Annotated in this window: 23 protein-coding genes; 22 read left to right on the top strand and 1 reads right to left on the bottom strand. The window is 62.1% G+C overall.

Features of this window, described 5'->3' with window-relative positions:
* The first annotated feature begins 94 nt into the window (after positions 1-94).
* Entirely contained in the window at positions 95-1,042 is a 948-nt protein-coding gene (locus ACFMO3_RS10490; RefSeq protein ID WP_376790358.1) for an MBL fold metallo-hydrolase, read from the top strand.
* A 172-nt stretch (positions 1,043-1,214) separates the two neighbouring features.
* Positions 1,215-2,225, top strand: coding sequence for a zinc ribbon domain-containing protein (locus ACFMO3_RS10485; RefSeq protein WP_376790396.1), 1,011 nt, complete (start codon positions 1,215-1,217; stop codon positions 2,223-2,225).
* A gap of 291 nt (positions 2,226-2,516) precedes the next feature.
* Here the strand turns inward: ACFMO3_RS10485 and ACFMO3_RS10480 are convergent, their stop codons facing one another.
* Positions 2,517-3,701: a CRISPR-associated protein Csx3 gene (locus ACFMO3_RS10480; protein WP_376790357.1), complete on the bottom strand. Its 1,185-nt coding sequence runs from the start codon at positions 3,699-3,701 to the stop codon at positions 2,517-2,519.
* 148 nt (positions 3,702-3,849) lie between these two features.
* On the opposite strand from ACFMO3_RS10480, the gene ACFMO3_RS10475 reads away from it, so the two are divergent.
* The 20 genes from ACFMO3_RS10475 to cas3 all read left to right on the top strand — a co-directional run bounded on the left by ACFMO3_RS10475 (position 3,850) and on the right by cas3 (position 22,874).
* Positions 3,850-4,743 (top strand): CRISPR-associated ring nuclease, encoded by an 894-nt coding sequence (locus ACFMO3_RS10475; RefSeq protein ID WP_376790356.1) that lies wholly within the window; start codon positions 3,850-3,852, stop codon positions 4,741-4,743.
* A gap of 315 nt (positions 4,744-5,058) precedes the next feature.
* Positions 5,059-5,484, top strand: a complete 426-nt coding sequence (csx15, locus tag ACFMO3_RS10470; RefSeq protein WP_376790355.1) for a CRISPR-associated protein Csx15 — start codon at positions 5,059-5,061, stop codon at positions 5,482-5,484.
* Between the two features lie 78 nt (positions 5,485-5,562).
* The gene (gene cas6 / locus ACFMO3_RS10465) at positions 5,563-6,366 is read left to right on the top strand and encodes a CRISPR-associated endoribonuclease Cas6 (RefSeq protein WP_376790354.1); all 804 of its coding nucleotides are present in this window, start codon (positions 5,563-5,565) and stop codon (positions 6,364-6,366) included.
* A 21-nt stretch (positions 6,367-6,387) separates the two neighbouring features.
* A complete protein-coding gene (locus ACFMO3_RS10460) occupies positions 6,388-8,631 on the top strand; it encodes an HD domain-containing protein (RefSeq protein WP_376790353.1) in 2,244 nt (747 codons plus the stop codon).
* Entirely contained in the window at positions 8,609-9,256 is a 648-nt protein-coding gene (locus ACFMO3_RS10455; RefSeq protein WP_376790352.1) for an RAMP superfamily CRISPR-associated protein, read from the top strand. Before ACFMO3_RS10460 ends, ACFMO3_RS10455 begins: the two co-directional genes overlap by 23 nt.
* Positions 9,256-10,452 (top strand): CRISPR-associated RAMP protein Csx10, encoded by a 1,197-nt coding sequence (csx10, locus tag ACFMO3_RS10450; protein WP_376790351.1) that lies wholly within the window; start codon positions 9,256-9,258, stop codon positions 10,450-10,452. Before ACFMO3_RS10455 ends, csx10 begins: the two co-directional genes overlap by 1 nt.
* Complete coding sequence (locus tag ACFMO3_RS10445) at positions 10,449-10,955, top strand: hypothetical protein (RefSeq protein WP_376790350.1); 507 nt, start codon at positions 10,449-10,451, stop codon at positions 10,953-10,955. The genes csx10 and ACFMO3_RS10445 overlap by 4 nt, the downstream gene beginning before the upstream one ends.
* Positions 10,956-10,958: 3 nt before the next feature.
* The gene (gene csx7, locus ACFMO3_RS10440; protein WP_376790349.1) at positions 10,959-11,789 is read left to right on the top strand and encodes a CRISPR-associated RAMP protein Csx7; all 831 of its coding nucleotides are present in this window, start codon (positions 10,959-10,961) and stop codon (positions 11,787-11,789) included.
* Positions 11,782-12,663 carry an RAMP superfamily CRISPR-associated protein gene (locus tag ACFMO3_RS10435; protein WP_376790348.1) on the top strand — a complete coding sequence of 294 codons (882 nt, stop codon included), beginning with the start codon at positions 11,782-11,784 and terminating at the stop codon, positions 12,661-12,663. Before csx7 ends, ACFMO3_RS10435 begins: the two co-directional genes overlap by 8 nt.
* Positions 12,660-13,103, top strand: coding sequence for a hypothetical protein (locus ACFMO3_RS10430; RefSeq protein WP_376790347.1), 444 nt, complete (start codon positions 12,660-12,662; stop codon positions 13,101-13,103). Before ACFMO3_RS10435 ends, ACFMO3_RS10430 begins: the two co-directional genes overlap by 4 nt.
* On the top strand, positions 13,096-14,100 hold the full coding sequence (locus tag ACFMO3_RS10425) for an RAMP superfamily CRISPR-associated protein (protein WP_376790346.1): 1,005 nt from the start codon (positions 13,096-13,098) through the stop codon (positions 14,098-14,100). Before ACFMO3_RS10430 ends, ACFMO3_RS10425 begins: the two co-directional genes overlap by 8 nt.
* On the top strand, positions 14,100-14,408 hold the full coding sequence (locus ACFMO3_RS10420) for a hypothetical protein (protein ID WP_376790399.1): 309 nt from the start codon (positions 14,100-14,102) through the stop codon (positions 14,406-14,408). The genes ACFMO3_RS10425 and ACFMO3_RS10420 overlap by 1 nt, the downstream gene beginning before the upstream one ends.
* The gene (locus ACFMO3_RS10415) at positions 14,341-14,688 is read left to right on the top strand and encodes a PIN domain-containing protein (protein ID WP_376790345.1); all 348 of its coding nucleotides are present in this window, start codon (positions 14,341-14,343) and stop codon (positions 14,686-14,688) included. Before ACFMO3_RS10420 ends, ACFMO3_RS10415 begins: the two co-directional genes overlap by 68 nt.
* Entirely contained in the window at positions 14,685-15,683 is a 999-nt protein-coding gene (locus ACFMO3_RS10410) for a CRISPR-associated ring nuclease (RefSeq protein ID WP_376790344.1), read from the top strand. The genes ACFMO3_RS10415 and ACFMO3_RS10410 overlap by 4 nt, the downstream gene beginning before the upstream one ends.
* On the top strand, positions 15,683-15,856 hold the full coding sequence (locus ACFMO3_RS10405; RefSeq protein ID WP_376790343.1) for a hypothetical protein: 174 nt from the start codon (positions 15,683-15,685) through the stop codon (positions 15,854-15,856). The genes ACFMO3_RS10410 and ACFMO3_RS10405 overlap by 1 nt, the downstream gene beginning before the upstream one ends.
* A gap of 3 nt (positions 15,857-15,859) precedes the next feature.
* Entirely contained in the window at positions 15,860-16,828 is a 969-nt protein-coding gene (locus ACFMO3_RS10400; RefSeq protein ID WP_376790342.1) for a hypothetical protein, read from the top strand.
* A 171-nt stretch (positions 16,829-16,999) separates the two neighbouring features.
* Positions 17,000-18,580 carry a hypothetical protein gene (locus tag ACFMO3_RS10395; RefSeq protein ID WP_376790341.1) on the top strand — a complete coding sequence of 527 codons (1,581 nt, stop codon included), beginning with the start codon at positions 17,000-17,002 and terminating at the stop codon, positions 18,578-18,580.
* A 106-nt stretch (positions 18,581-18,686) separates the two neighbouring features.
* Positions 18,687-19,664 (top strand): type I-B CRISPR-associated protein Cas7/Cst2/DevR, encoded by a 978-nt coding sequence (cas7i, locus tag ACFMO3_RS10390; RefSeq protein WP_376790340.1) that lies wholly within the window; start codon positions 18,687-18,689, stop codon positions 19,662-19,664.
* Between the two features lie 4 nt (positions 19,665-19,668).
* The gene (gene cas5 / locus ACFMO3_RS10385) at positions 19,669-20,364 is read left to right on the top strand and encodes a CRISPR-associated protein Cas5 (protein ID WP_376790339.1); all 696 of its coding nucleotides are present in this window, start codon (positions 19,669-19,671) and stop codon (positions 20,362-20,364) included.
* A gap of 92 nt (positions 20,365-20,456) precedes the next feature.
* Positions 20,457-22,874 (top strand): CRISPR-associated helicase Cas3', encoded by a 2,418-nt coding sequence (cas3, locus tag ACFMO3_RS10380; RefSeq protein WP_376790338.1) that lies wholly within the window; start codon positions 20,457-20,459, stop codon positions 22,872-22,874.
* The last annotated feature ends 168 nt before the right edge of the window (positions 22,875-23,042 follow it).

Here is a 23,042-nt window from a genome sequence, read left to right as displayed (position 1 = left end):
CTGCACGATGGATAGGGGAGCTCTTGGAACTCCAGCTCGGCGTGCGAACTCGTGCTGCAAATGCGGCACAATTCTCGGGGAAACGGAGGAAACCATGCCCCCGCTTCTGCGATCCATTGCCGATGGCGTCATCCGCATCGATCTTCAATTCCATGGCCGACCGCAGGTCATCGCGGCGTATCTGCTCTATGATGGCCGGGAAGCGGCCCTGGTGGAAACCGGACCGACTTCCACAATGGAGAAGCTCCTGGAAGGAGTGCAAGCCGCTGGAGTGCCCCTGGAAGCCCTCCGTCATCTGATCGTCACCCACATCCATCTGGATCACGCGGGGGCCTCCGGCGCCCTGATCCAGCGCCTCCCATGGGCCCGGGTATACGTGCATCCAGTGGGCGCACCTCATCTGGTGGATCCTTCCCGATTGCTCGCCAGCGCCGCCCGGATCTATGGGGATCTGCTGAAACCCCTGTGGGGGGAAGTGATCCCGGTCCCAGCCGATCGCCTCGCGGTGGTCTCCGACGGAGAACGCCTTACGGTCGCCGGCCATACGCTGATCGCTTTCGATACGCCTGGCCATGCCCGTCACCATCACGCCTTCCTGGATGAAACCACCGGTCTTCTCTTCACCGGCGATATCGCCGGCGTCCGTCTGCCCGGGATCCGCTATGTCCGTCCCCCCACTCCGCCCCCGGAGCTGGATCTGGAGGCATGGTCGAATAGCATCGCCCGGCTGCGGGCCCTGAAGGCCAGCGGCCTGTGTCTGACCCATTTCGATGTCCACCGTGAGGATATCGAATGGCACTGGGAGGATCTGGAACGCCGGCTGTGGGAGTGGGGGCATCAGATCCGGGAGATGATGGCCGAGAATCTCGAGGAGGCAGAGATGGTGAAGCGCCTCCGGGAGCGCGCCGATGAGGAATTGCGGGCGGCGGGAGCGGATCCGGAGTTCTACGATGTGGCCGTAAGTTATGAGAGCGTGGTGGCGGGTTACTTGCGCTACTGGCGCAAGCGTGCAGCGGCTACGGCCTCGGGGATGCGAGGCTGAGGGGATGTCCCTGAGGACCGAAACCGGATCATGACCCAGGAGATCCAGAGGGTGGATACGATACGGGCCCGTGCCTGGCCTGCGGCCGGGCAATCCCAACAGAGGAGGGCCTCTGCTCACACGGCGGGGCCGCCTTCTGCCCGAGGACGCGGATCGCTGGCCCCAATACGGGATGGTCTGGGCTTGGTTCTGCGGTCACTGGGATGCACCCGTCCCCCCGGAAGCGGAGACCTGCCCGACGTGCGGCGCATGGGTCCCGCGGGATGCAGCCGCATGCCTATCCTGCGGATTGCCTTTCACAGAAACCGGCGATCGATGTGGTGCTCCCCTGCCGGAGGATGCCGCCCGCTGCCCCTCGTGCGGGGCCATCGCACGCCCGGCGGTTTGCCCACGATGCGGCGAGGCCGTGGAAAGGGAGATCGGCCTGTGCCCGGCGTGCGGCGCGATCTGGTGCCCCGTGTGTGAAGAGCCCGGTCCCGAGGAGTCTCTGACTGCAGAGACTCCATGCCGGCGGTGTGGATTCCCTCTGACCTTCGCCTGCCCCGATTGCGGGACCATGTTGCTCAGCACAGCATCGGCATGCCCGGACTACGGCCGGGTTTTCCTCCGGCGCTGCCCGTTATGCGGCGAGCCCCTCTTTGGGGCGCCCGAGGGCTGCCCGACGTGCGGAGCGCCTCTCCCCCGCTCTGCTCCCATCGAAATCCATCCCCCTTCCCCTGCACCTTCGGGCATCCAGCGGGCCGCCCTGGCCGCGTGCCCCACATGCGGAACCCTCTTTCACCCGGTGGAAGGACCGTGCCCACGCTGTGGCCAGCGCCTCTGCCCCCAGTGCCGCGCCCGGCTCTGGCCGGAGGAAACCGTATGTCCTCGATGCGGGGCCGAAACCGGCCGGACCTGCCCGAGGTGCCTTGCGGTGGTCCCTTGTGGCGTTTCCGCCTGCCCATCCTGCGGAGCGGATCCCGGCTTGGCATGCCCTCGATGCGAAGCCCCAGTTACCGAAGAGACCCTTCGCTGTCCCCAATGCGGTCTGGATCTCTCGGGGCGCTGCCCTACATGCGGTGTGGAGCTCCCGGAGGAGCCTGTGCCCGGAATGCGCATCCGCCGTCGCGGAGGACGCCCCTGCCTGTCCGGTGTGCGGGGCTGCCTTCACGTTATGGATGTGAAACATGCGGGGCGGAGCTGACCCCTGGGAAGATCCGTTGCCCCCGATGCGGGCTGTAACCCGGATCCTCATCCCATCCCGGAGAGATCCCGGTGGGCCAGAAGGAGGAGGAGACGACGGGCGCAGGACATCCTGGCCTACGCGAATGGAAGACCCCCAACTCGTCGAGGAGCTGCTCCCGAAAGATCGAATCCAAACGCCGCTCGGCCGGGCTGCAGGTGGAGGGGTCCAGCCGTTCGGGGAACATGCGGGCCATCCCGGCCTCGAAGAAGAGGCGTTCATGAGGCTCGCCCGCCTCCGGGGATTTCCCCTTCATGTCGGCTGGGCTCCAGCGAACTCCACCGGCCATCGGGTTCCGACCGGATAGGCCGGATCCCGGGACGCCACGACAATCCCCTCGAAGGTCCGGGGCTCGAAGACCGCCAGGGCGCGGACTCCCGCGTAAGCCCTTGCCAGCGCGGTCCACAGCCAGAGGGGCAGCTTCCCATCGATGACCAGGAATGCCTCCGCCGGGACCGCCGGTAGAACCAGGCCATCCACCTCTTCCCGCTCCAGATAGGGATGCGCCATCGTCACCCGAAGCCGCCAGCGGTCGCCCGAGCTTTCCACCCAGAAGCCCAGCGCGGATGCCGGAGCGAGGCGATGCGCCGTCCCGGAGCGCAACCGGGGGGGCTCCACCCATCCCAGCCGGACATCGAACTGGAAAACTGGGGAAGGCCGCGCGTGGACCGCGAGGGCGGCATAGAGCCAGGCGGGGGCTCGATCGTAAAGGGCGAGGGGCTTGCCGGCGGGGAGCGTCTCCAGGGCGCGGGGGAGATCCTCCGGGGACCAGCGGGGCGCCTCACCTTCCATCCGGATACCGAGCATGCGCGCCAGCCGGTTCAACTCGATCACCAGATCCACCGCGGGGGCCATATCCAGGTGATAGCGCCGCAGCTCCTCCGGATCATACCGGAAAAGGGCGTCGATCCGATCCACCAGCGCTTCAAACACGGGTCCCTCCGCCATCCGGCCCCGGCTCAATCCGGTGATCACCCCCCGAAGCACGGGGGTCTGCTGGATGACTCGGGAAGGCCCGTCCAGACGGGAATCCAAGTCGGCGAGGAGGTTCAGGCCGTAGCGATGGAAGCGACGCCGCCACTCCGGGCGCAGGGCCGGATCCCGAGTGAGCAGGATGGCGTGGGTCGCCGCGCCCAGGATCCGTTCCTGCTCCGGGGTGGGCTGCCCGCCGGCATCCACCAGCAACGGCAAGTGCCGATTCCGAATATCCCGAACGATCCGATCCACCCAGCGGGCGTCGAAGGCGCCTTTCACCCGGAGCAAGCGAACCGGCCCGGGCTCTGCCTCTAGAAACCAGTCTCCCTCACCATCGGGCGCTGCCCGCAGCACATAATGGTCCACTCCCCGCTTCCGCAGCGCCTGGGATAAACTATAGATGAGCACTGACTTCCCCGAATGGGGTGGTCCTCCGATCAGGACTGCGGGAAACAAATCCATTTCGTCTCCTCCATGCATCCGGGATGGCATCAGAGCAGCCTGCTCGCGAGGAAAAGGCGATGCTCCAAAACAGCCCGCCGAACGGTTAAAGGTTTCCACCCATCGGTTCCGCCCATCCGGAGGGGCAGCCTGTGGCGGGAGGTGAACCATGGGCCCCATGGATTCCAAATCGGCCAGCACGATGATCGCCACGCTGGGCGGTCAGCCTCAGGTGGTCACTTTCGCCCTGGATGCGCTGCTTGCGCGCGGTGAGCCGATTACAGAAGTGGTGGTCATTCATTTCGCCCCCCATGATCCCCGAACCCGTCAGGCCCTCGAGCGTCTGGATCGGGAGTTCCCCAACGAGTTCTACGCCTACGCTCGACGTCCCATCCGGCTGCGCCGCATTATGCTGCGGGATGCTCAGGGCCCGCTGGTGGATATCGTCAGCGAGCAGACCGCGGAGGCAGTCCGATACCATATCATGGAGATCCTCCGGCTGGAGAAGGCTCAGGGTCGACTCCTGCATATCGTGCTGGCCGGCGGGCGTCGCATCCTGGCCCTGATGCTCTTCCTCACGGCTATCGTCTATCTGGACTACTCGGATCATCTCTGGCATCTCTACACGCCCCGCTCCGTTCTGGAGCTTGCGCGGGATGGACAGCGCATGCACGCCCGGCCGGAGGACGGCGTGCGTCTGATCGAGGTACCCTTCCCACACTGGGGGGCGGATTTCCCGGGCTTCCGGCAGCTTTCCTCCTTGCAACTGCAGCAGACCCTGCTGACCCCCGCCAACCTGGAACGCTGCCGCCAGGTGTGGCAACGTCTGACCCCTAGCCAGCGTCGGGTGCTTTACTGGATCGCCCACAACGAACGACCGCAACAGGTCGCTGAGCGCCTGGGGATCGCCCTCAAGACCGTGGACTCCCATCTGGATGCGATCAAGGATGTGTGTCGGGATCTCTGGGAGATCCCCCCGGACCATTCCATCTCCTATCACAACCTGCGGGAATGGTTCCGCCCCGCGATGCCGTTTTTATCTCCAGAAGGGTTGCCGGGGTAGCGCCCCGGGCCCGCAGCCGGATGCGGCGAACGCAGGGCACCCTGCCGGATTCGCATCCGGGTTTTCAGCCGTAGACCCCTTTGCCGCCGGTCCCCCATGCTGGAAGGCAGAATAGCCTCTCCCGAGGCCTAAAGGGGCCTGAAGGGAGAACCCTTCGGGCTAGGGCTGGAGGCGTGCTTCGGCGCCCCTCCCGCCCCTTTTTATATCCGGCTTGGAGGGCAAAGACATCCGGTCCATCCCGGAGAACAATCAGGCCCTTCCCGGATGCTTTCCGGCCATCGGACGGGCTACACTGAAGGCAGAGGAGGCCGACAGATGATCGTCATCAACTTCGCCCATCCCCTGACGGAGGAGCAGCTCCACCAGATCGAAACCCTCACGGGGCAACAGGTGGAGCGCGTGATCGTGATCGACGCCCAGATCGATCCGCAGGAGCTGCTAGCCCCCCAGGTCGTCCGGATGGTCGATCGGGTGGGGTTTTCCGGGGAAGAATGGCAAACGCTACCCCTGCTGATCGCCCTGCCCTCCCTCAACTACTCGGCGGGGGTCCTGCTCGCGGAGCTGCACGGCCGCATGGGGTATTTCCCCTCGATCCTTCGCCTGCGGCCTGTCGCTGGGGCGATCCCGCCCCGTTTCGAGGTGGCGGAGGTAATCCACCTGCAGGCCGTGCGGGATGCCGCGCGGGCACGGAGAGGTGGGATCGGAGGGTTTCCAGGCATGGAGAGTACCGCACCGGGATAGGGGAGGCTTCCTTAGGCGGCTCATCCGGCATTAGGAGATGGCTGGGAAGCAAACGCAATCCATCAGAGAGGAGGGGTCATGCGTCTCCGGATCCTGCTTCGGTTTGTGAAACCCGGTTTGCTGCCCTGGAGCTATCCGGAATGGCTGCGGGGCCTGGCGTATACCGCCATGCGGCGAGGGCTGCCCCAAGTGGCCCATCGGCTTCACGAGGAGGGATGGAGGGATCCGGAGGGGCGGCGGTACAAGTTTTTGACCTATTCGTGGCTCCACGGCCTGCAGCCGGATCGGACGGGGCTGTGGGCGGAAGGAGCCGTCACCTGGTGGATCTCCTCGCCGATCCCGGCCGTCGTAGAGGCCCTGGCCCTGGGGCTGCTGCGGGAGCCCGAGGTCCGGCTGGGATTCCACCCGGTGATTGTGGAACGCATCGAGGTCGAGCCGACGCCGGCCTTTGAAGGGACGGCGACCTTCATCGCCCTCTCGCCCATCACCCTTTCCACCGGGGAACGGCGGGCGGACGGCAAGCTGGTCAAGCGGTATCTCTCGCCGGAGGAGCCGGAGTTTGCGCAGGCCATGGCGGAGAATCTGCGGCGGAAGGCGGCGGCCTTCTACGGGCAGGCGATCCCGGGCGATCTGGAGATCCGGGTGCATCCCCCCTATCGCTCCAAGCTCGTGCGGATCCACGACACCGATATCCGAGGCTGGATGCTTGCATTCACCGTCTCCGGCCCCTCGGACCTCCTTCGCCTGGGCTACGAAGCCGGCTTCGGCGAACACACGGCCAGCGGCTTCGGCATGGTGACCATGGCTCGAGGGCAATGGGGGAATACCTCTCCCAGTGAGGCTCAAATTAAACATTTTGTCCGTTTCCAGATCTCTCAATAAAATCACAACTTGGAGTTTGCAATGATATTGAATTTAATCAATTCGTTTAAAACTGAATTTTCGGAAAGGCTTTACCGGGCAGATTATCTCCTTGCGGACACCCGCATTCCCTGGGTGTCGCTCTATGACCACTTGATACTTACGGCCGGGTTTGCCGCCGCCCTTGTCGAGGAACTTCTTCGACGTGGCAGGACAGCGGTGGAGATATGCGGGATAGAGCTTTCGCCCTCCGAACTGCGGGCCCTTGCTCGCCTGTGCGGGCTCTTACATGATCTAGGGAAAGCACGAATCGGCGAAACGGAGTACCGATACCACGTCCAGAGAAGTGTGGAATATGCCCAGGAGTGGCTTGTTGCAAAGAGATTGGAGGAGCATCTCCAGAAGATCATCCTGAGCGCAGTGGCACACCACCACCTACGAGACGGACCACAGACGATTCTGGAGAAACTGGTCTGCCTGGCCGATAGCTATGCCTCTGCTGGGGATCGCCCCGAGCTGGCACGAGCCCATACGGCAACCGAATTCCGGCGGCTTGCAGGAGAAACCCTTCGCCTGGAGCAAGAACTTTTCGGCGCTGACAAACCTGTTTGCCTGCTTCTGGGTGATACGGACGCCATCAAAAGCTATGTGTACGAGACAAGCGTGCTTCCCGAGATCCGCGGAGCAAGCGAAATCCTCCAGGAGCTGGAGGAGAGCGTTCGTAAGCTTTTTACGGGGAAGCTTGCCGAAGAGGCCCTCATCTACTGCGGCGGAGGAGGCTTCCTTGCCATCGTTCCCGCAAGTCAAGTAGAAGAACTAAAGCAAGAGATCGAGCGACTCTACCTGGAGAAAACCGGTGTTACCACCATTACGGTCGTCTCCTCAGACCCGCTCGGCTATGCCGACATTGGGCGGGGGCTTGCGCCCTACGACGATGCGCAAGTTCAGGCGCTTTCTGGAAGCGGCGTTGCTGCGGATTTGATCTACAGCCACTTTGAGGCCCTTCTGAAGGACCGGGCAAAGCGCAAAAACTTCGGCGAGTTGGTGTCAGCGCTTACCGGTAGGCTCCAGCAGCAGAAGCGGGCAAAGGCTACAGCTTCGTTCTTGGAGACCTTACCCATTCACCGGCGGTGCGAAGCCTGCGGGAAACGGGCGGCAAACGCGCACGACGATACGCGAGATGAATGGATTTGCGCGATCTGTTCCCGAAAACGGAAGCAGGGAAGGGAGGGGCGCCGAGAGTTTGTGGAGAAGTTTGTCCAGTGGGTACGCGATAGCAAGCGTGTTGAGATTGAAGCGAAATCCGACGGAAGGCCCCGCTTCCCCGAAGATCTGGACACCCTGGCCGGATCGGACGGTCGGATTGCCCTGCTCTACGCCGACGGGAACAACATGGGTGACCTCTTGCAACTGATGCCCTCGCCCGCTTCCTATCGCCACTTTTCACAGGTGCTGGAGCAAGCCACCCGGGAGGCGCTTTTCTCGGCCATCTGGGGCGTGTTCGGTGAAGAGCGCCTGAAGGATCCCCATAAACCGCTGCCTTTTGAAATCGTCGCCCTCGGCGGAGACGACATTGTGGTCATCGTGCCAGCGCGTTACGGCTGGGCGCTGGCAGTCAAGATCCTTAAAGCCTTTGAGCAGCACCCTGGTATCGAGAAACTTCTGAAAGAGCTTCAAGAGCGAGTGGGAAACACCATGCCCCGTCCCATTTCGCTCAGTCTTTCTGCCGGGCTGGCGATCGCCGATGTGAAGTATCCGGTGAGCTTTCTCTTCTCGCTGGCCGAAGGACTCCTCAAGAAAGCGAAGAAACTGGCACGAGAGGTCCATAGCAGCACGCTCTGCCACCTCTGGCTGCGGGCGCCGGTGCTTTCAGAGCGAGCCGATGTGCTGCTGAGCGCCCTGTATGACCGAGAGAGGATAATTCTCACAGCGCGCCCCTACAAGGCAGACCAGGCACAGAAACTGGCTGCGCTCTCTCACGAGCTCAGGGCAATTCCTGCAACCCAGAGGCGCTCGCTGGCGGAAGCCCTTGAAAAAGGTGTGCATGTATCACTTAACTACGCCCTCTATCAGGCAGCTCGGCAAAACGAGCGCGGAACACAGCTTCGTGAGGCGTTTCAAGAGCTGGGAAACCTCCTGGAGCCCGCGAAAGACGGCTTCTGGTTCTGGCGCTGGACGGACGAGGGCTGGAAGACGGCGCTCCTGGACGCATTAGAGCTCATCGAGCTGGATGCTGACCTGAAGGTTCCAGAGGAGGAACGCCATGCCCCATCGGCTGCAGATTGAGGCAAAGTTCAGCCTTGTCTCGGGTTTGCACATCACCGGGGAGCAGGGCAAGCTCTGGACAGACAAAGCCCTCGTGGTGAGCTGGGGCGACGGCAAAACCCCTGTCGTCCCTGCCACAACGATCAAGGGCTGGCTTCGAGAGAGTGCAGAGCGGCTTCTGCGGGGATGGGGTCAGCAGGTGTGCGATAGTTCTCGCCCTAGCGAAATCTGTGGCACATGCTTGGTTTGCGAAGTCTTCGGCGCCCCCCGGAGGCGCTCTGCCTTGCGCTTCTCGGATGCCGAGCTCCATGAGGGCATGACGGATGTGCGCATGAACGTCTCACTCAGCCGACGTCGCAAAGCCGCCTATGAAGAGCGGCTCTTCTCCACTGAGGTCGCGTGGCAGAAAAGGCTCACAGTGCACATCGAGGGCTGGTTCACTTCGCTGGCAGAAGCTCAACGGACAGCCGCTCTCCTGTATCTGGCGGCAAACGCCGGCTTTGCCCTCGGCGCAGCGCGCTCCCGAGGTCTGGGCTGGCTGAAACTCGAGGCGTTTACAGTGAACGTGGACAGCGAGAAACTCCCCAAAGAAGATCTCATTGCACAGAGCAAGGCGCTTGTATCCTGGACGAGGAGTTCCGCATAATGGAACACTTCCTCTGCCTTACACCCGAAAAGCCCCTGCGCACGGGCACCCTTAAGCCCCGGGGGGACTACTTGGACACGCGAGACTACCTGCCTGGCAGCGTGGTCCGGGGCGCGCTGGCCGAATGGCTCAAATTGCAGGGGAAAGAGAGCCAAATCGTCCCGACGGTGCAGAAAGTGCGCTTCGGGAATTTCTTCCCCAGCATTTCAGAGTCTATCTGGGCATTGCCCTTCCCGATGACGGCTCTGGAGTGCAAGCTACACGGGGGCTTCCGCAATGACCCCAAGCGCTCCGGAGAAAAACCCGGACACGGCATCCGGGATAGCTTGCTTATCGCCTTGGCCTACGCCGAGCTGGAGCGGCAGGGTGCGCGCTTTCCCGTTCCCATGCTCCTGCGTTGCACCTATGAGATCAATGGAGAGAAGTGCGGCGGACGCATGGAACGGGTGAGCGGCTTTTATGCCGCTTTGCCCGAAGGCTGGAGGGTGATGGAAATCGAAAAGGCACTCCAGACCAAGGTTGCGCTGAGTCGCCATCGCCGCGCTGCCCAGGAGGGGATGCTCTACCGGGTGATTGGCGTGCGACCGAAAGCCATATCCTTCGTGGGGCGCCTCTGGACCGAGGACGAGACGATTATTGAGGAGCTCAAGCAAGCAGTGGAGAAGATCGGTGTCGGCGCCCTCACGACCCGAGGGTTCGGCGCCGCGAGTCTCAAAGCGGTGGAACCCGGCATAGAGCCTATTGCCGAGCGCCTGCGCGCCTTCAACGAGAAACTACGCGAGGTATGGCGGGACCTGGCCAATCTGGCCCATCACGCCGGAAACCTGGTGCCCATGGAGCCGTCGGGAACTTACTTCAGCGTGGACCTGCTCTCGCCCGCTGTCCTCCGCGACCCGCACGGGTTGCCCACCCTGAAGCTATTTCTCAACCTCAACGGACGATGGCGGGAGCCTGTCTTCTGGGCGACGCAGCCGACCTTCGTGGGGGGCTTTTCCACCGCCTGGGGACTGCCCAAACCCACCTATTTGGGAGCCGCAATGGGAAGCGTGTATGTCTTCCACGCCGACAATCCTCAGGAAAAGCTTCTGCCCTTCCTGGAAGAGTTGGAAGCCCAGGGCGTCGGACTCCGTACCGACGAAGGCCTGGGCGAAATCCTTGTGTGCCATCCATTTCACAAGGAGGTGATGCCGGTATGATGCCGAATGTCAAAGCTCTCCAGGTGATTGAGCAACAATGGCTGGATCGCGTGGTCGAGCTGGCGGAACAAACTATAAGGTCTTCCAAGGTCTATGGAAAGCAGTGCAGAAAAAACCACTGGAGCTTGGAAAAACGATGTCCAAAATGCGGAGATAAAACTTCCGACATACTCCAACGCGCTCAGCTTTCAAATCTTCAGAATTTAGCGAACGCTAGTGATTCGGTTAAAGCGCTGGAGTTGTTTGTCCTCTACCAGATGGGACGAAAGGAAGGCAAAGGGTGGCAATACAAAGGTAGTGGCACTGTTTCCTTTGGTTTTAAAGTAATCGAAGACTTTAACCAATTAGGCGAGTGGGCAAAACAAATTGCAAGTGACTCCGCCGAAAGCAATCCTAAGGCTGTACATTTGTGGTTGATTCGGTTGTATTGCGGCTTTCTGAGCCGGTGGTTCGTTGCTCTGAAGGGCGGTGAGGAAGAAGTAGAGACCGTCGAGGAGGAGTAAACTATGCATTCGTTCTGGCGATTTGAAAACCGCTGGCTTATCACCGCAACTTTGCGGATGAAAACTGCCCTTTCGGTGGGCGCCCGGGCGTCGCTGATGCCTGCAGGTTCTGACCTTCCCGTCATCAAGACCCCTGAGGGCATCCCCTACATCCCAGGCTCCTCGCTCAAGGGCGTGGTGCGCTCCTACATAGAGCGAATCCTGCGCACGATGGACCAGATCGGGCAGACCCATCAGGGCGAACGGCTCTGGGCCTGCGACCCGCTGGATGAGAAGAATCGCTGCGTCTCGAGGGAGCAGAAGAAAACGCTCTGGGAGCAAGCCGGGGAGGATGACGTCCGCTTTACCGAGCTCGTCTGGCAGCACTCCTGCACCGCCTGCCGGCTCTTCGGCTCTCCCTGGCTGGCGTCGCGGGTCTCGTTTCAGGATGCTATGCTCTCGAATCGGGACAGCCTCCTCCGGCTCACCGAAATCCGCGATGGGGTGGGGATTGACCGCGACCTGGGCTCGGCGAAGCCCAAAATCAAATACGACTTCGAAGCCGTACCCCGGGGAGCCGAGTTTGATCTCACCCTCGTGGTGGAGAACGCCGAGGAATGGGAGGTGGGGCTTCTCCTTCTGGCGCTCGAAGCGATGCGCAAGGGCGAGCTTCCCGTAGGCGGCAAGACCACGCGCGGTCCTGGCTGGGGGACAATCGTCGACCTCAAAATCCAGAAGGTTGGCAAGGAAAACCTCCGGGACTACCTCGCGGGCACGGGACAACCCGCCGAGATTTCGCCTTCAGAGCTTCTGCAGAGACTCGTAACCGCCCTGCAAGGAGGGAGCCATGCATAAGCGCCGGTGGAATGCCCTGAAGTTGGAACTTGTGATCGAGCCCCGGGCCCCGCTGCTCATCAAATCGGGACTGGCTTCCCCGAACCCGTCGCTGCCCGACATGCAGTTCGTCCGCACGATGACCCCCCAGGGCGAGACGGTCTTCATTCCCGGCTCGTCGCTCAAGGGCACCTTCCGGAGCTTCACGGAGAAAGTGCTGCGGACTGCCAAGGCTGACGGTGCCTGTGAGCCCTTCCCCTCCAGCCCGGAATACTGCGGACGCCGGTTGGGACGCGAAGAGAATCCGGCCACAATTTATAAGCGGTCCTGCCGTGCATGCAGAATGTACGGCAATACGCGCCTGCGAGGGCGCCTCTCCTTCACCGATGCCTTCCCCGAAGGCGCGGTCAAGACCGAAACCCGCTACGGCGTGGCGATCTCCCGGCTGACGAATGCGGTGGCTGTAGGTCCTTTCGACATGGAGGTGCTTGTGCAAGGGCGCTTCCGCACCGCGCTCGTGCTGGAGAACTTCGAAGTCTGGCAGATGGGGCTTCTGGCGCTGACGCTCCAGGCAATCAATGATGGGCTGGTGAAGCTGGGCTTCGGCAAAAACCGCGGCTTCGGTGAGGTCTCCATCACCGTAGAACAAGCCGTTGTGGAGCTGGCGAAAAAGCCAGGTCTTCCCCAAAACGCCATCTGGGGCGCGGGCGCTTTTGTGGACGATGGAGAGCGCAAGGACTACGGGCTTCAAGAGGGGGACCGGCTGGAGGACCTACCCGAGGGCATGCAGATCGATTTTGCACTCTTCGTCCGGCGCACCTACGACCGGGAAGCCTGGCGGAAGGTGGCTGAGAAGGCGATGGAATCTCTCCCACATATTTTGGAGGCGGCATGATGCAGGGCTGGGTCTATTCGGGTGAGCTTAGCACGGAGGAGCTCGCGCAGCTCGTCGAGCGGCTTCCCGGGCGTGTGCTCCTGAGCTGGGAGCTTGCGCGGCTGGATTTCCCGAACAGCGTGGAGCTGCGGGATGCCGGGTGCGCTTTTAACCATGAGGCGGAAATCCGCTGGGAAAAGGTCGCCGAACGGCGCTATCGGCTTTGGGTCCTGAGCGATAGCAAGCGAACCGACCTGCCCGATGCCCTCAAGCCCATCGAGGGCAATTGGGAGATCTCGGAGTGCGAGACGCGGCTGGTCAACCTAGAGGACAAACGCTTCGCCCCACAGTTTGCAGTTTACCCGGCGAACGCCCCGGAAGCCCGCCTGCAGTGTCGCACCTTTTACCGGGACAAAGTCCCAACTTTTGTCAGTCCACGGGAGGTAAAGGCCGATGCCTAGGAACCCGAACGCTGAGCCAAAGCCGTTTGTGCTGGTGGACATTCCTTCCAAGACGCCGGAGCGCAAGCCAGCGGCACCACACGAAAAATTTGCTGGGCTGACGGGTCGGCTGGAGCTCACTGTTACAGTGGTCTCAGAGTATCTCTTCGTGGGGTCCGGGGCCTACGAGTTCGACCCAAACCATGGGAATCGGCGCCCCGACGTGTGGTACACCTTCTACCGCCGGAACGATCAGCTCTGCGTGCCGGGCACCAGCCTCAAGGGCGCCATCCGGGCGATTGTGGAGGCGATTTCCAACTCGTGTGTCTCGCAAATGCGGCGCCCTCAAGAGAGGACAGCGTCCAATGCACACAAACCGTGCCAGTGGGACCCGAAGAAGGCAGTGCATGAAAACAGGCTATGCCCCGCTTGTCGCCTTTTCGGGACAACCGGCTACCGAGGACGGATGCATTTCACAGACTTTTTACCTCAGGAGGAGATAAAGCCTAAGGTCGTCAAAATCGGGGAGCTGTGGGAGCCGAAGCGCTTTGACCCGACCAAACGCCGCTTCTATGAGCGAAAGACCTTTCAGCCCTTAGCAAGTCCTGCTCCTCAGCAGAATTTCCGCTTCGTGGAAGCTGTTCAGAAAGGAACGAAGTTTCAAGGGGCTCTGCTTTTTGAGAATGTAAGTGAAGCGGAGTTGGGGCTTCTCCTCCATGCGCTGGGGCGGCAGGTGGAGAAGGGGCAGGTCACCATAGCCTTTGCCCCCAAGCTGGGAGGCGCCAAGCCCCGGTGCTTTGGTTCAGTGGAGTTCCACCCTGAACGGCTGCGGCTCTGGGGCGGAAATATCAAGGGCTTGCTGGCTCCACAGGAAGTGCAGGGCAACGACATGCTCCAGCTCCTTTCCCAGTATCTGCAGGCGTGTCGTAATGAAGGGTTGCTTCACGAACCGTCCTGGACTGCCCTGAAGGAAGGTCTTAAACCCAAGAATGAGCGATGTCCCCCGGAGGTGTACTGATGACGACGGATGAGAAGGTAGAACTTGCACAAAAAATCGCGGGCAAGCTTGTCGGTATTACCCCATCTGAGTGGTCCAAGTGGTGCTCTTACGCTCGAGAGAAAGGGCTCAAGAAGGCAATCGAGCTTGCTCACGTTATGCAACAATCACTTTCTTTGAGGCCAGACCCCAAACAGTCTTATCGCACAATCACCCAGGTTATACGTTCTTATCGGAAAGAATTAGAATCACTTCCTCCAGATGAACTGGCGGAGGTCCTGGGATATGTGCGCCAAGCTCTTGTTGCCGACTTTCGACGAAAGAATTAAGACCATGAAACGGGAAAGAAAAATACATGAAATTCTTCGCATAAATGCTTTGATTGTGCGAAAAGCCCGCAAGCTGCTGAGAGACTGGTGCCTAAAGTATACCCCGTTTCAGAATAGACGCGGGGCGGAGGCATTGATATGCGATATGTTGATCGCTGCGACAGCTCTGGTGAGAGGTACGCCCGTCGTGACGTTCAACACTAGACATTTCGAATGGATTGCCGAATTGAAAGTTTTGAAGCCTGACTACGGGGTTGGCGAAGCGGAGGGACGTTCATGAAGAAGGTCCTCATCGCCACGCTGGGCGAAAGTCCGGCCATCATCACCGAAGCCATTGACCGCCTGCAAGCGGACGGTGTTGCTATTGATTTTGTGGTGGCTTTGACCACGAGCGAAACTGAGGCCCGGAATGCGCTGAACCTCTTATGTGAGCATCTGCCGGAGTATTACGGAGGCAAGACAACGCTTTACGATGCCCGCATCTTGGAAACCTTCTACGATGTGGACTCCGACGCGGCTGCGTTGGAGTTTATGAACCAAGCCTGTGAGGTCCTGCGAAGCTATCGCAAGAAGGGATGGGAAATCTATGCCTGCATCGCTGGCGGACGCAAGGCGATGTCGGCCCTTTTGGCGCTGGCCGTGCAGTTCTATGGTGCTCAGCGCCTCTTCCACGTGCTTGTCAAAGACCGGGAGCTGGAAGAGGCAGGTCATATCGGTAAACTTCTAAACATGAGCCGAGAGAAGCAGAATCGTGTGCTCCATCCGCCTGTCGACCAGATCAAGCTGGTGCATTTGCCCTTTATCGGGCTTTTTCCACTGTTGGGGGACATCATCGCCGGGCTGAAGGGCCGATCGGTGCGTTCTGAGATCAAGGAGCTTCTTGAGCAAAACGGCCTGCTTACTGCTGGCACCCTGACCCACCAGGGAAAGATGGTCTTACAGGTACTGGAAAGCGTGGAGGCTTTGCCCGAACCCCGCACCAACGAATGCGAGATCAGCTTAACACGCAAGGAGCCGAAGGAAGCCGGGGAAACCAAGAAGTTGGCAGACCGTCTAGCGAACCGTTTTCTGTTCGTCGAGCGCATTGAGGATATCGGCTGGCGAGAGGGTCAGCCCAAGGTCAAGGCAGAACCTCCCAATGCGCTGGTTGTGTTCCTTCCCGGTCGGCGGGTTCGGGGAATCGGCTTTCGGCTGACGACCACCGCGCAAACTGAGGGACAGCTGGAGCGCGCCCGCCAGGAAGTCGAGCGTTGGATCGATAAGGAATTGCGCTGATGGGAGAACAGTGGCGCAAGGAGGAACCGGACGTTCGGGCTCAGCCGCTGAATACACTAATCGCAGGGGTCCGATTGCACACCGATATCCTGCTCCGCCTCCGGCTCGTTACCACCGCCACCACCCTGGGCCAGCTGGAGATGGAGCGCTACATCCGTTGCCGGGAGGGATAGGCGATGGGGGTCTACCACCTGATGGGCCTGGGACGTTCTCCGGGCACGGTGATCGGGCCTATCACTTACCTGGCCCGCCGATATCAGCGATGGGGCCCCGAGGATCAGGCGTTCTTCACCCGCTCTGGGGGGGCCCGCCATCCGGCGGCTGACGAACGAGCCGGCGATATCCAGGCCATCGTCCTCTTCACCACCCGTGAGATCCTGGACGGCACCCTTCCCTCCTTCGACTACGTGGACAACCCGCCCGGCCGGGTCTCTACGGCCCCGCTCCAGCGGGGTAGCCCCATGAAAGCGGTGCTGCGAAACCTTCTGCGCCGGGAATGGCCGGCCATTGGCGGCGGACGCCCAGAGGGAACGGTGTTCTGGTGCGAGGTGGACCGCCGGGATATCCGCACGACCTATGGGCGTGTGGCCCGGGTGGTGGCCGCCCTGGCCGGGGTCGGCGGCCAGGGGAAGGAGATGTGGATCAACCTGACCGGCGGCAACAATGTGATGAACTTCGCCCTGGAGCTCACAGCGGTCCTCTCGGGGGACGTCACCCGCCTCTATTATGTCCAGGCGGCCGACGAGCAGGCGGAGAAGTGTGTCCGTTTCACCGCCGAGGACGGCTACTGGGTGGAGCTGCCCATCATGCCGCTGGGCCTGGGGCGGCTCCGCCGGGCCATCCTCCAGATCCTGACCCAACACGGCCCGCTTCCCCTCGAAGACCTTTACGCCCACCTTCGAAACGAATACTGGGATCTGAGCCGGGGCCTGGACTCGGCCGAAACCCTGCGGCGGGAGCACCTAACACCCCTCTGGAAGGGGCGGTTCATCCAGGAGACGGCGCAGGGCTACGCCATCGGCCCTCAGTGGGAGCTGATCCAGCCTTACCTGCAAACCCTGGAGGAAGCGCGAAACCGGGGGCGGACCATCGAGCAGCTGTGTGAGGAGGAAGATTGGATTAAGCAGGAGATCATTCATTTCTAGCATGGAAGAGCCAGAAACCGGCGCTACGCTGGGGCGTCTCTCCGGTTTGAACCGGAGGGGATCCAGACCTGCTCCGGATGGCATCCGGAGCAACCCCGATTGGGATCCCGGATGCAGGATCCGGATTGGCCCTGACCAGAACGATGCGGAATCCATCCGCAAAGGAGCGCCATGTCGGCATCCGTGACCTGGAGTCTCTCGATTCGCCACGATCCCTGGTTGGACAACGGCCTGGAGGTTCTGGCTGGAATAGCGGAGGCCATCGCCCGCCAGCACCCGGCGGTCCTGAGTGTCCACCTGGAGCCGGACGGGCTGCGCCTGGAGATCCGGCAGCCCCAACGCTTCGCTCGCCTCCTAAGCGATCAAATCGCACTACAGGTCAAAAACGCTTATTACAACCCGAAGCCCGGACGCATGGTTTTGAAACCGTTCGTCGGCTTCAATCAGCAGCCTCCCGAACTTTATCGGGGGAAGGAGGCGATTGAGGCGTTCGTTCAGGAGCTCCTGGCAGAGATCTCGCAACCCTCCAATCGCCGATCCCGCTTCACTTGCCCGTTCTGCGGTGCGCTGGCCACGGAGAAGCGCACGCTCTCCCTTTATCCGTTTGTAACCAAAACGAAAGCCCTCAGCGGGCAGGTGGTGTGGACAGAAGCCGGGTTCCGTGGCCTGAGCGAATACGGACCGATCTGTTCCGTCTGTGCCTTCCTGGGTATGCTGACCTGGTCTGACACGGCCCTGCTCTACCGGTGCGATATCGACGGTCCCCAGGGGACGGCGCTCTTGGTCCTCCCGTGGCCCCAGCCCCCTGACCTGCACCGTCTGCACAAACAGAAGCAACGCTATCGTCACGCCCTGAAACCCACCGAACGCCGCAGCAACGTCCAGGTGGTGGTCCACTGGGGCAACCGGGAACAGAAGGAGTGGCCCCCGCAGGCGTTCACCATGCTTCTGGCTTTCTATGAGGTGGCCTTGCGCCGCGTGCTGGCGGAGATCCAGCAGGGTGGCGGGGAAAGCCTCTTTGATTCGATCGCCCTGCGCCAGGCAATCCCGGATGGCTGGATCCTCATCCGCATCCCTCAGGGCCGGATGAAGGACATCACGGCGACCGACTGGTTCATGGAGGATATGATCCTGCGCGTCATGCGCTCGATGATCGAGGCAGATATCCTCCCGTATCAGGACGTCCTCACCGGGATGTGGCTGACCTTGGAGGGACGGCCCGCCGACCCGGCGGATACCGCCGCCTGGCGGGAGGAGCGAGCGGCGGCCTTCCTGCAGAATGACTACGGGCGCTTCGCCGCGGGCTTCGGCATTCGACGGCGTCAGACGCTGGCCTTCTATGGCAAAGCGGCTCAGGGGCTTTACCGATGGATTCAAATCTGGCTAGAGGAGCGAGGGACCATGAACGAGCAGGAGCTGGAGCTGGTGCGGCGAGCAGGGCGAACGATCGGCCGGATCGCCGGCACTCAACGCCGGGCCACGATCCTCTACGAGCTGGAACGGGCTCGTACCCTCTCCGACCTGCTGGGAGTGTTGAGCGATGTGGTGCACCGTCTGGTGGGAATGGAGGCTCAGGAAATGCGGGATCAGTATCTCTCCCTGGAGGCCCTCGACCGGCTCACCGCCCTGATCCACGCCACGGGAGATGACGCCCGCCGGTTCGCCGACATGAAGCACACGCTCTTTATCTACGCCGGTCTGGAATACGCCGGGATGGTCAGGGGCCAGACCGCTGAGGCAGCCGCCCGATGATGACCGAGATGCCCAGGGGCATGGGGCGCCGGGCTCTGACATTCCCATCCCCTCAGAGGCAACCCGTAAGCTGGGATGCAAACCTCAACCAGAGAGGAGGAGCGCGATGGAGGTGAAAGCGATCTCCATGGTATGGCTTTCCCGCACCGGGCTGACCAACCTGAACGCGGGTGAGGGGGGAAGCAACCTGGTGGATCTGAAGAAATACCGCTGGGCCGGGCGCGAGTATCCTTACGTCAGCGGCCAGGCTATGCGATTCTATTTAAAGGAGGCCATCCGCCGGGAGGTGCGCCCGGAGGAGGCATGTGTGGCCGATGAACAAGGGGAAACCTGCGGGCGGATCGCCGAGTGCGTGCTCTGCGACCTCTTCGGTTTCATGACCACCTTACCTGAAGTGGGCGCCGTCGTCCGGGTTTCACCGGTTAAGGTCTCCCCGGCCATGGGCCTGATCCCCCTGGAGGAGACCATGACCGTGGACTTCCTCACCCGCCGCCACCGGGGCGCGGTTCAGGAGGAGGCCGGGACTATCCGCGGGGATATCGTGAACGTGGAGATAGCCGTTAACCTTTACAAGGTGGGCCTGGCGGTGGATCTACGCCGGGTGGGTCGCGAGGAGGAGCTGATGGAGATCGAGAAGGGCCGTGGGAAGAAAGCCCAGACGGTGAGGGGGGTGACCTTGAAGGATTACGTCGATGAGGCAGAGCGCCGGCGACGCATCCGGCTGCTTCTGGATGCCGTGCAAGATTTCAGCGATTACTCCAAACAGGCCCGGCTGCTCACAGACTTCACCCCCGACCTCCTGCTTGTCACGCTCCAAGCCAACTACTCCCATCGCCTTCAGAAGGCCCTGGAGCTCCGGTGGGATGGGGCTGCCACTCTGGATGTGGCCCGGCTCGATCAGGTGCTTCGGGAACTGCAGGAGGATGTGGCGACGGTAGATGGGCGGCCGGCGATGTTCGCTGGGATGTTGGAGGGCGTCATCGCCAATGGGGAGGTGGTCCGGGAGATCATGGGCCGGCATGGGATCGAGGTCGTCACACCGCGGGAGGCGATCGCCCGGGCGAAAGCCACCTTGGGGGTGTGAGCCTATGACAAAATATGGGCTGACGGTAGACCTGGAAAGCCCGTATTTCGCCTGCTTCCGTCAGGTGGCGGCGACCAGCGTGGTCCTTACCTACCCGGTGCCGCCTTTCACCACAATCCTCGGCATGCTGCTCAACGCCCTGGGGATTCACTACGCCCGCTATGAAGCAGAACGACAGCGCCTGCAAGAGGCGCTGCGGTTTAACCTCCGGCCCCTGGAGCCCCCCGGGCGACCCCAGCGGGAGCTGGCGAAGCTCCTCAAACTGGTCGGGGAAAGCCGGAAAGAGGAAGGGAAACGCCCAGTGGATTTCCCCTCTTCACCGGTGCGCAAATCCTTCCTCGTCCGGCCCTCCTATCGCGTTTATCTGGCCTCGGAATCCCAGACGCTCATCCATGAGCTCAGGGAGGCCCTGCGACGCCCGGCCCGTCCGCTGTATCTGGGCGGGTCCGATGATATGGTGATCGTGAGTCCCCGCTGGATGGGGGAGCTAACCTGGGCGGAGAGTCGGGAGGTTTGGGGAATGCTCCCCGGGATTTATGAAGGATGCGAGCTGATCCGGCTGCCCTTGGCCTTCCAGACCGGGCGCGATCTGGCCCCGCCGCCCCTGCTCGCGTTGCCGCGCCGTTTCCCTTTCGCGCTCCCCGAACCTCGGCCTCTGGTTTTTTTCGAATCTGAGGGCGTGCTCCTGCTCCCTGCCTGAATCTCACGGGGCGGCGACCGTTGCCGCCGGACAGGTCGTTCCTGGAGGCTACGATCGCCGGCCGAAGGACAACCGCCGTGGAAGAATGCGGCATGGTGTTAGCGAAGCGTGATGGCGAGCGATGGCAGACCCTCTATGGGCATATCCGGGATAGCCTGGCCATCGCGGAAGCGCTCACCCGGCGACCAGGCTTCACGGGGTTCTGTCGCCGTCACGGGCTGGATGCGGATCATCTCCGCCAGATCATCGGGCTGGTTGTTCTCTTTCACGATGCCGGGAAAGGCACCGCCCCTTTCCAGGAAGCACTGGAAGCCAATCGAGCCGCCTGGAGTTTCCCCCACGCGCTGGCCGCTTTGCCCCTGATGGACATGGCGTGGCGCGCCAGGCGCTTCCCAGCGCTGGAGGGAAATCGGCCCATCCTGGAAGCCCTCGCGGTCGCCGCCCATCATACCGAGCTGCACCGGGATCTCTATCAGAACCTCCCCGATCCGCACAAGCGGCTCGTCTTTCTTCCCGAACTTCCGGAGATCCTGCGTCAGCTCTACGAGGAAACCGCGCCGATCTGGGGATGGACCGGGGCATTCCCGGCTCTTCCGCTGGATGAGCTCTCCCGACGCACCCTGGGGGAGTTCTCCAAAGGACTGCTGGGGATCCGGGATTGGATCGTCCAACAGGTCGCCGAGATGTCGCTGGAAGAGCGGGCGCGCTTCCGCGCCCGCTATGTCGCGCTCCTCGCCTATCTGAAGGCGGCGGATAAAGCGGCCAGTCGCGCCTTCGCCGAGCGCGCCCGCCCGGGCGAGAACGGCCCGCTGCTCCCCTTCCCCCTCCCGGAGACGGAACTCGAATCTTTTCTTCCCGACTGGCCGCCGGATGCCGGGGAGCGGCTACGAGAAGCCCTGCCGCCGGGAAAGGACTGGTTCGATTATCAGAAGGAGCTACGGGAAGCCTTGTTCCGGTGGGGAATGGTGCGGGCACCATGTGGGCGGGGGAAGACTGAGGCGGCCCTCCTCTGGTTCCTGCGGCGCCGGGAGCTTGACGGCTTGGACCGCTTGATTTGGACGCTGCCCACACAGGTGACTTCCAACGCGATGCGGGAGCGACTGGCCCGGATGTTCGGGGAAGAACGGGTCGGCCTTTACCACGGGCGCTCCAGCCTGGAGCATCGGGAACGGATCCGGGCCCGATTGCAGCAAGGCCCGGAAGGACCCGCCCCCCTGGATCCAGATCCAGCCCTCGAGCTGGAATGGGCCCGTGAGGCGAATTTCTGGAGCGAGGTCCTGGCCTATCCCCTGGTGGTCACCACCGCGGATCACCTGCTGTATTCGTTCGTGCACGGCTTCCCTCAGGCTGATTTCGCCTTGGGGATGCTCCAGGGGGCCGCTGTGGTGTTCGACGAGGTGCACGCCTACGACGACCAGATGCAGGCCGAGCTGCGGGAGGCCATGGCCTTGCTGCGGGCAATGGGGATCCCCCATCTGGTGATGAGCGCCACCCTCCCGGATCCTTTGATCCGGGCTGGACGCCTGGAAGATTACCCCTTGATCGAAGACACGGCGGGAATGATTCGCCGCCCCTTCCAGGTCCTGAAGCGAGAGCAACCGCTGATCCGGAACGAGAACGCTCGCCTGATCGCGAACGAGGAAGGGATCGAGGAGGTGCTGGATGGGTATCGCAATGGGGCGGTTCAGTTCCTCATTGTGAACACGGTGCGTAAAGCGCAGACCCTTTACCGGCGACTTCGCGCTTTCCTGCCCCCTGAGGATTGCCTCTGCCTCCACAGTCGGTTCGCCTACGCCCACCGCCGAGCGAAGGAGCGTCGCGTGATCGAACGCCTGAAGCGTTCGAAGGCGGCGCGCGAACCCTTCGTCCTGGTGGCCACCCAGGTCATTGAGGTCAGCCTGGACATCAGCGCCGACCGAATCCTCTCGGAGATCGCGCCGCTCGATGCCCTGGCCCAGCGGGGCGGGCGGGTGAACCGGGGAGGCGATCTTCCCCATGGCCTTTTCATTGTTTTCCCGGTCGACGATCCGTGGCCCTACGACGAAGGACGGCTATCCCGTAGCTGGGAGCTTCTGAGCGAGGGGCCGGTCTCCTACGCCGATCTTCATCGATGGGCGAATCGTGTGTATGCCGATCTGGAAGGTGGGATGGCCCAGCTGCCGGAGCTGTTCAGGGAGTGCACCCTCTTCGGGCCGGACCCCGCGGAGATCCGGTTCGATGAGGAGCACGGGCGACGCTACCAGCCGCGGCGCATCGAGCAGCCGACGATCGATGTGATCCCCCACGATCTGTGGACCCAGCTGGAGCCTGGGGATTCGCCTCTGGAGTTCCTCACCCCGGTTCCCCTCTGGTGGCTAGCTCACAGCCAGCGCCATGGGCTGGACTGGTTCTATCTGGCGGAACGTCCCCCCTCCCACCGCGCCTGGCTGATCTGCCGCCGACCATATAGCGAGGAGATCGGATTTGAGGAGGATATCGAGGCCGGAACATCCGGTGTGATTGTGGAGTGAAAGGGTCGAAAAACCAGCATCTGGGCATCAGAACTCGGCGATGATGGTTGTCACCCAATCTATCTTGCTCCCGTGCCCGTTTGGTGGGTCGGAAAATCCAATCGTGAGGGGTTGGGCTTGTTCTTTACGCATCGGGTTGGCAAGCACGATTGGCTCATCTGCAGCGTT

This window comes from Thermoflexus sp. (assembly GCF_042408815.1).
Lineage (GTDB): Bacteria > Chloroflexota > Anaerolineae > Thermoflexales > Thermoflexaceae > Thermoflexus.
Note: the sequence above shows the minus strand (reverse complement) of the source record. Positions and strands in the feature narration are given on the sequence as shown.

Bases quoted from the DNA above. Each gene is read 5' to 3' on its own strand.
- ACFMO3_RS10490 (WP_376790358.1), top strand. From the start codon at position 95: ATGCCCCCGCTTCTGCGATCCATTGCCGATGGCGTCATCCGCATCGAT.
- ACFMO3_RS10485 (WP_376790396.1), top strand. From the start codon at position 1,215: ATGGTCTGGGCTTGGTTCTGCGGTCACTGGGATGCACCCGTCCCCCCG.
- ACFMO3_RS10480 (WP_376790357.1), bottom strand. From the start codon at position 3,701: ATGGATTTGTTTCCCGCAGTCCTGATCGGAGGACCACCCCATTCGGGG.
- ACFMO3_RS10475 (WP_376790356.1), top strand. From the start codon at position 3,850: ATGGGCCCCATGGATTCCAAATCGGCCAGCACGATGATCGCCACGCTG.
- csx15 (WP_376790355.1), top strand. From the start codon at position 5,059: ATGATCGTCATCAACTTCGCCCATCCCCTGACGGAGGAGCAGCTCCAC.
- cas6 (WP_376790354.1), top strand. From the start codon at position 5,563: ATGCGTCTCCGGATCCTGCTTCGGTTTGTGAAACCCGGTTTGCTGCCC.
- ACFMO3_RS10460 (WP_376790353.1), top strand. From the start codon at position 6,388: ATGATATTGAATTTAATCAATTCGTTTAAAACTGAATTTTCGGAAAGG.
- ACFMO3_RS10455 (WP_376790352.1), top strand. From the start codon at position 8,609: ATGCCCCATCGGCTGCAGATTGAGGCAAAGTTCAGCCTTGTCTCGGGT.
- csx10 (WP_376790351.1), top strand. From the start codon at position 9,256: ATGGAACACTTCCTCTGCCTTACACCCGAAAAGCCCCTGCGCACGGGC.
- ACFMO3_RS10445 (WP_376790350.1), top strand. From the start codon at position 10,449: ATGATGCCGAATGTCAAAGCTCTCCAGGTGATTGAGCAACAATGGCTG.
- csx7 (WP_376790349.1), top strand. From the start codon at position 10,959: ATGCATTCGTTCTGGCGATTTGAAAACCGCTGGCTTATCACCGCAACT.
- ACFMO3_RS10435 (WP_376790348.1), top strand. From the start codon at position 11,782: ATGCATAAGCGCCGGTGGAATGCCCTGAAGTTGGAACTTGTGATCGAG.
- ACFMO3_RS10430 (WP_376790347.1), top strand. From the start codon at position 12,660: ATGATGCAGGGCTGGGTCTATTCGGGTGAGCTTAGCACGGAGGAGCTC.
- ACFMO3_RS10425 (WP_376790346.1), top strand. From the start codon at position 13,096: ATGCCTAGGAACCCGAACGCTGAGCCAAAGCCGTTTGTGCTGGTGGAC.
- ACFMO3_RS10420 (WP_376790399.1), top strand. From the start codon at position 14,100: ATGACGACGGATGAGAAGGTAGAACTTGCACAAAAAATCGCGGGCAAG.
- ACFMO3_RS10415 (WP_376790345.1), top strand. From the start codon at position 14,341: ATGAACTGGCGGAGGTCCTGGGATATGTGCGCCAAGCTCTTGTTGCCG.
- ACFMO3_RS10410 (WP_376790344.1), top strand. From the start codon at position 14,685: ATGAAGAAGGTCCTCATCGCCACGCTGGGCGAAAGTCCGGCCATCATC.
- ACFMO3_RS10405 (WP_376790343.1), top strand. From the start codon at position 15,683: ATGGGAGAACAGTGGCGCAAGGAGGAACCGGACGTTCGGGCTCAGCCG.
- ACFMO3_RS10400 (WP_376790342.1), top strand. From the start codon at position 15,860: ATGGGGGTCTACCACCTGATGGGCCTGGGACGTTCTCCGGGCACGGTG.
- ACFMO3_RS10395 (WP_376790341.1), top strand. From the start codon at position 17,000: ATGTCGGCATCCGTGACCTGGAGTCTCTCGATTCGCCACGATCCCTGG.
- cas7i (WP_376790340.1), top strand. From the start codon at position 18,687: ATGGAGGTGAAAGCGATCTCCATGGTATGGCTTTCCCGCACCGGGCTG.
- cas5 (WP_376790339.1), top strand. From the start codon at position 19,669: ATGACAAAATATGGGCTGACGGTAGACCTGGAAAGCCCGTATTTCGCC.
- cas3 (WP_376790338.1), top strand. From the start codon at position 20,457: ATGGTGTTAGCGAAGCGTGATGGCGAGCGATGGCAGACCCTCTATGGG.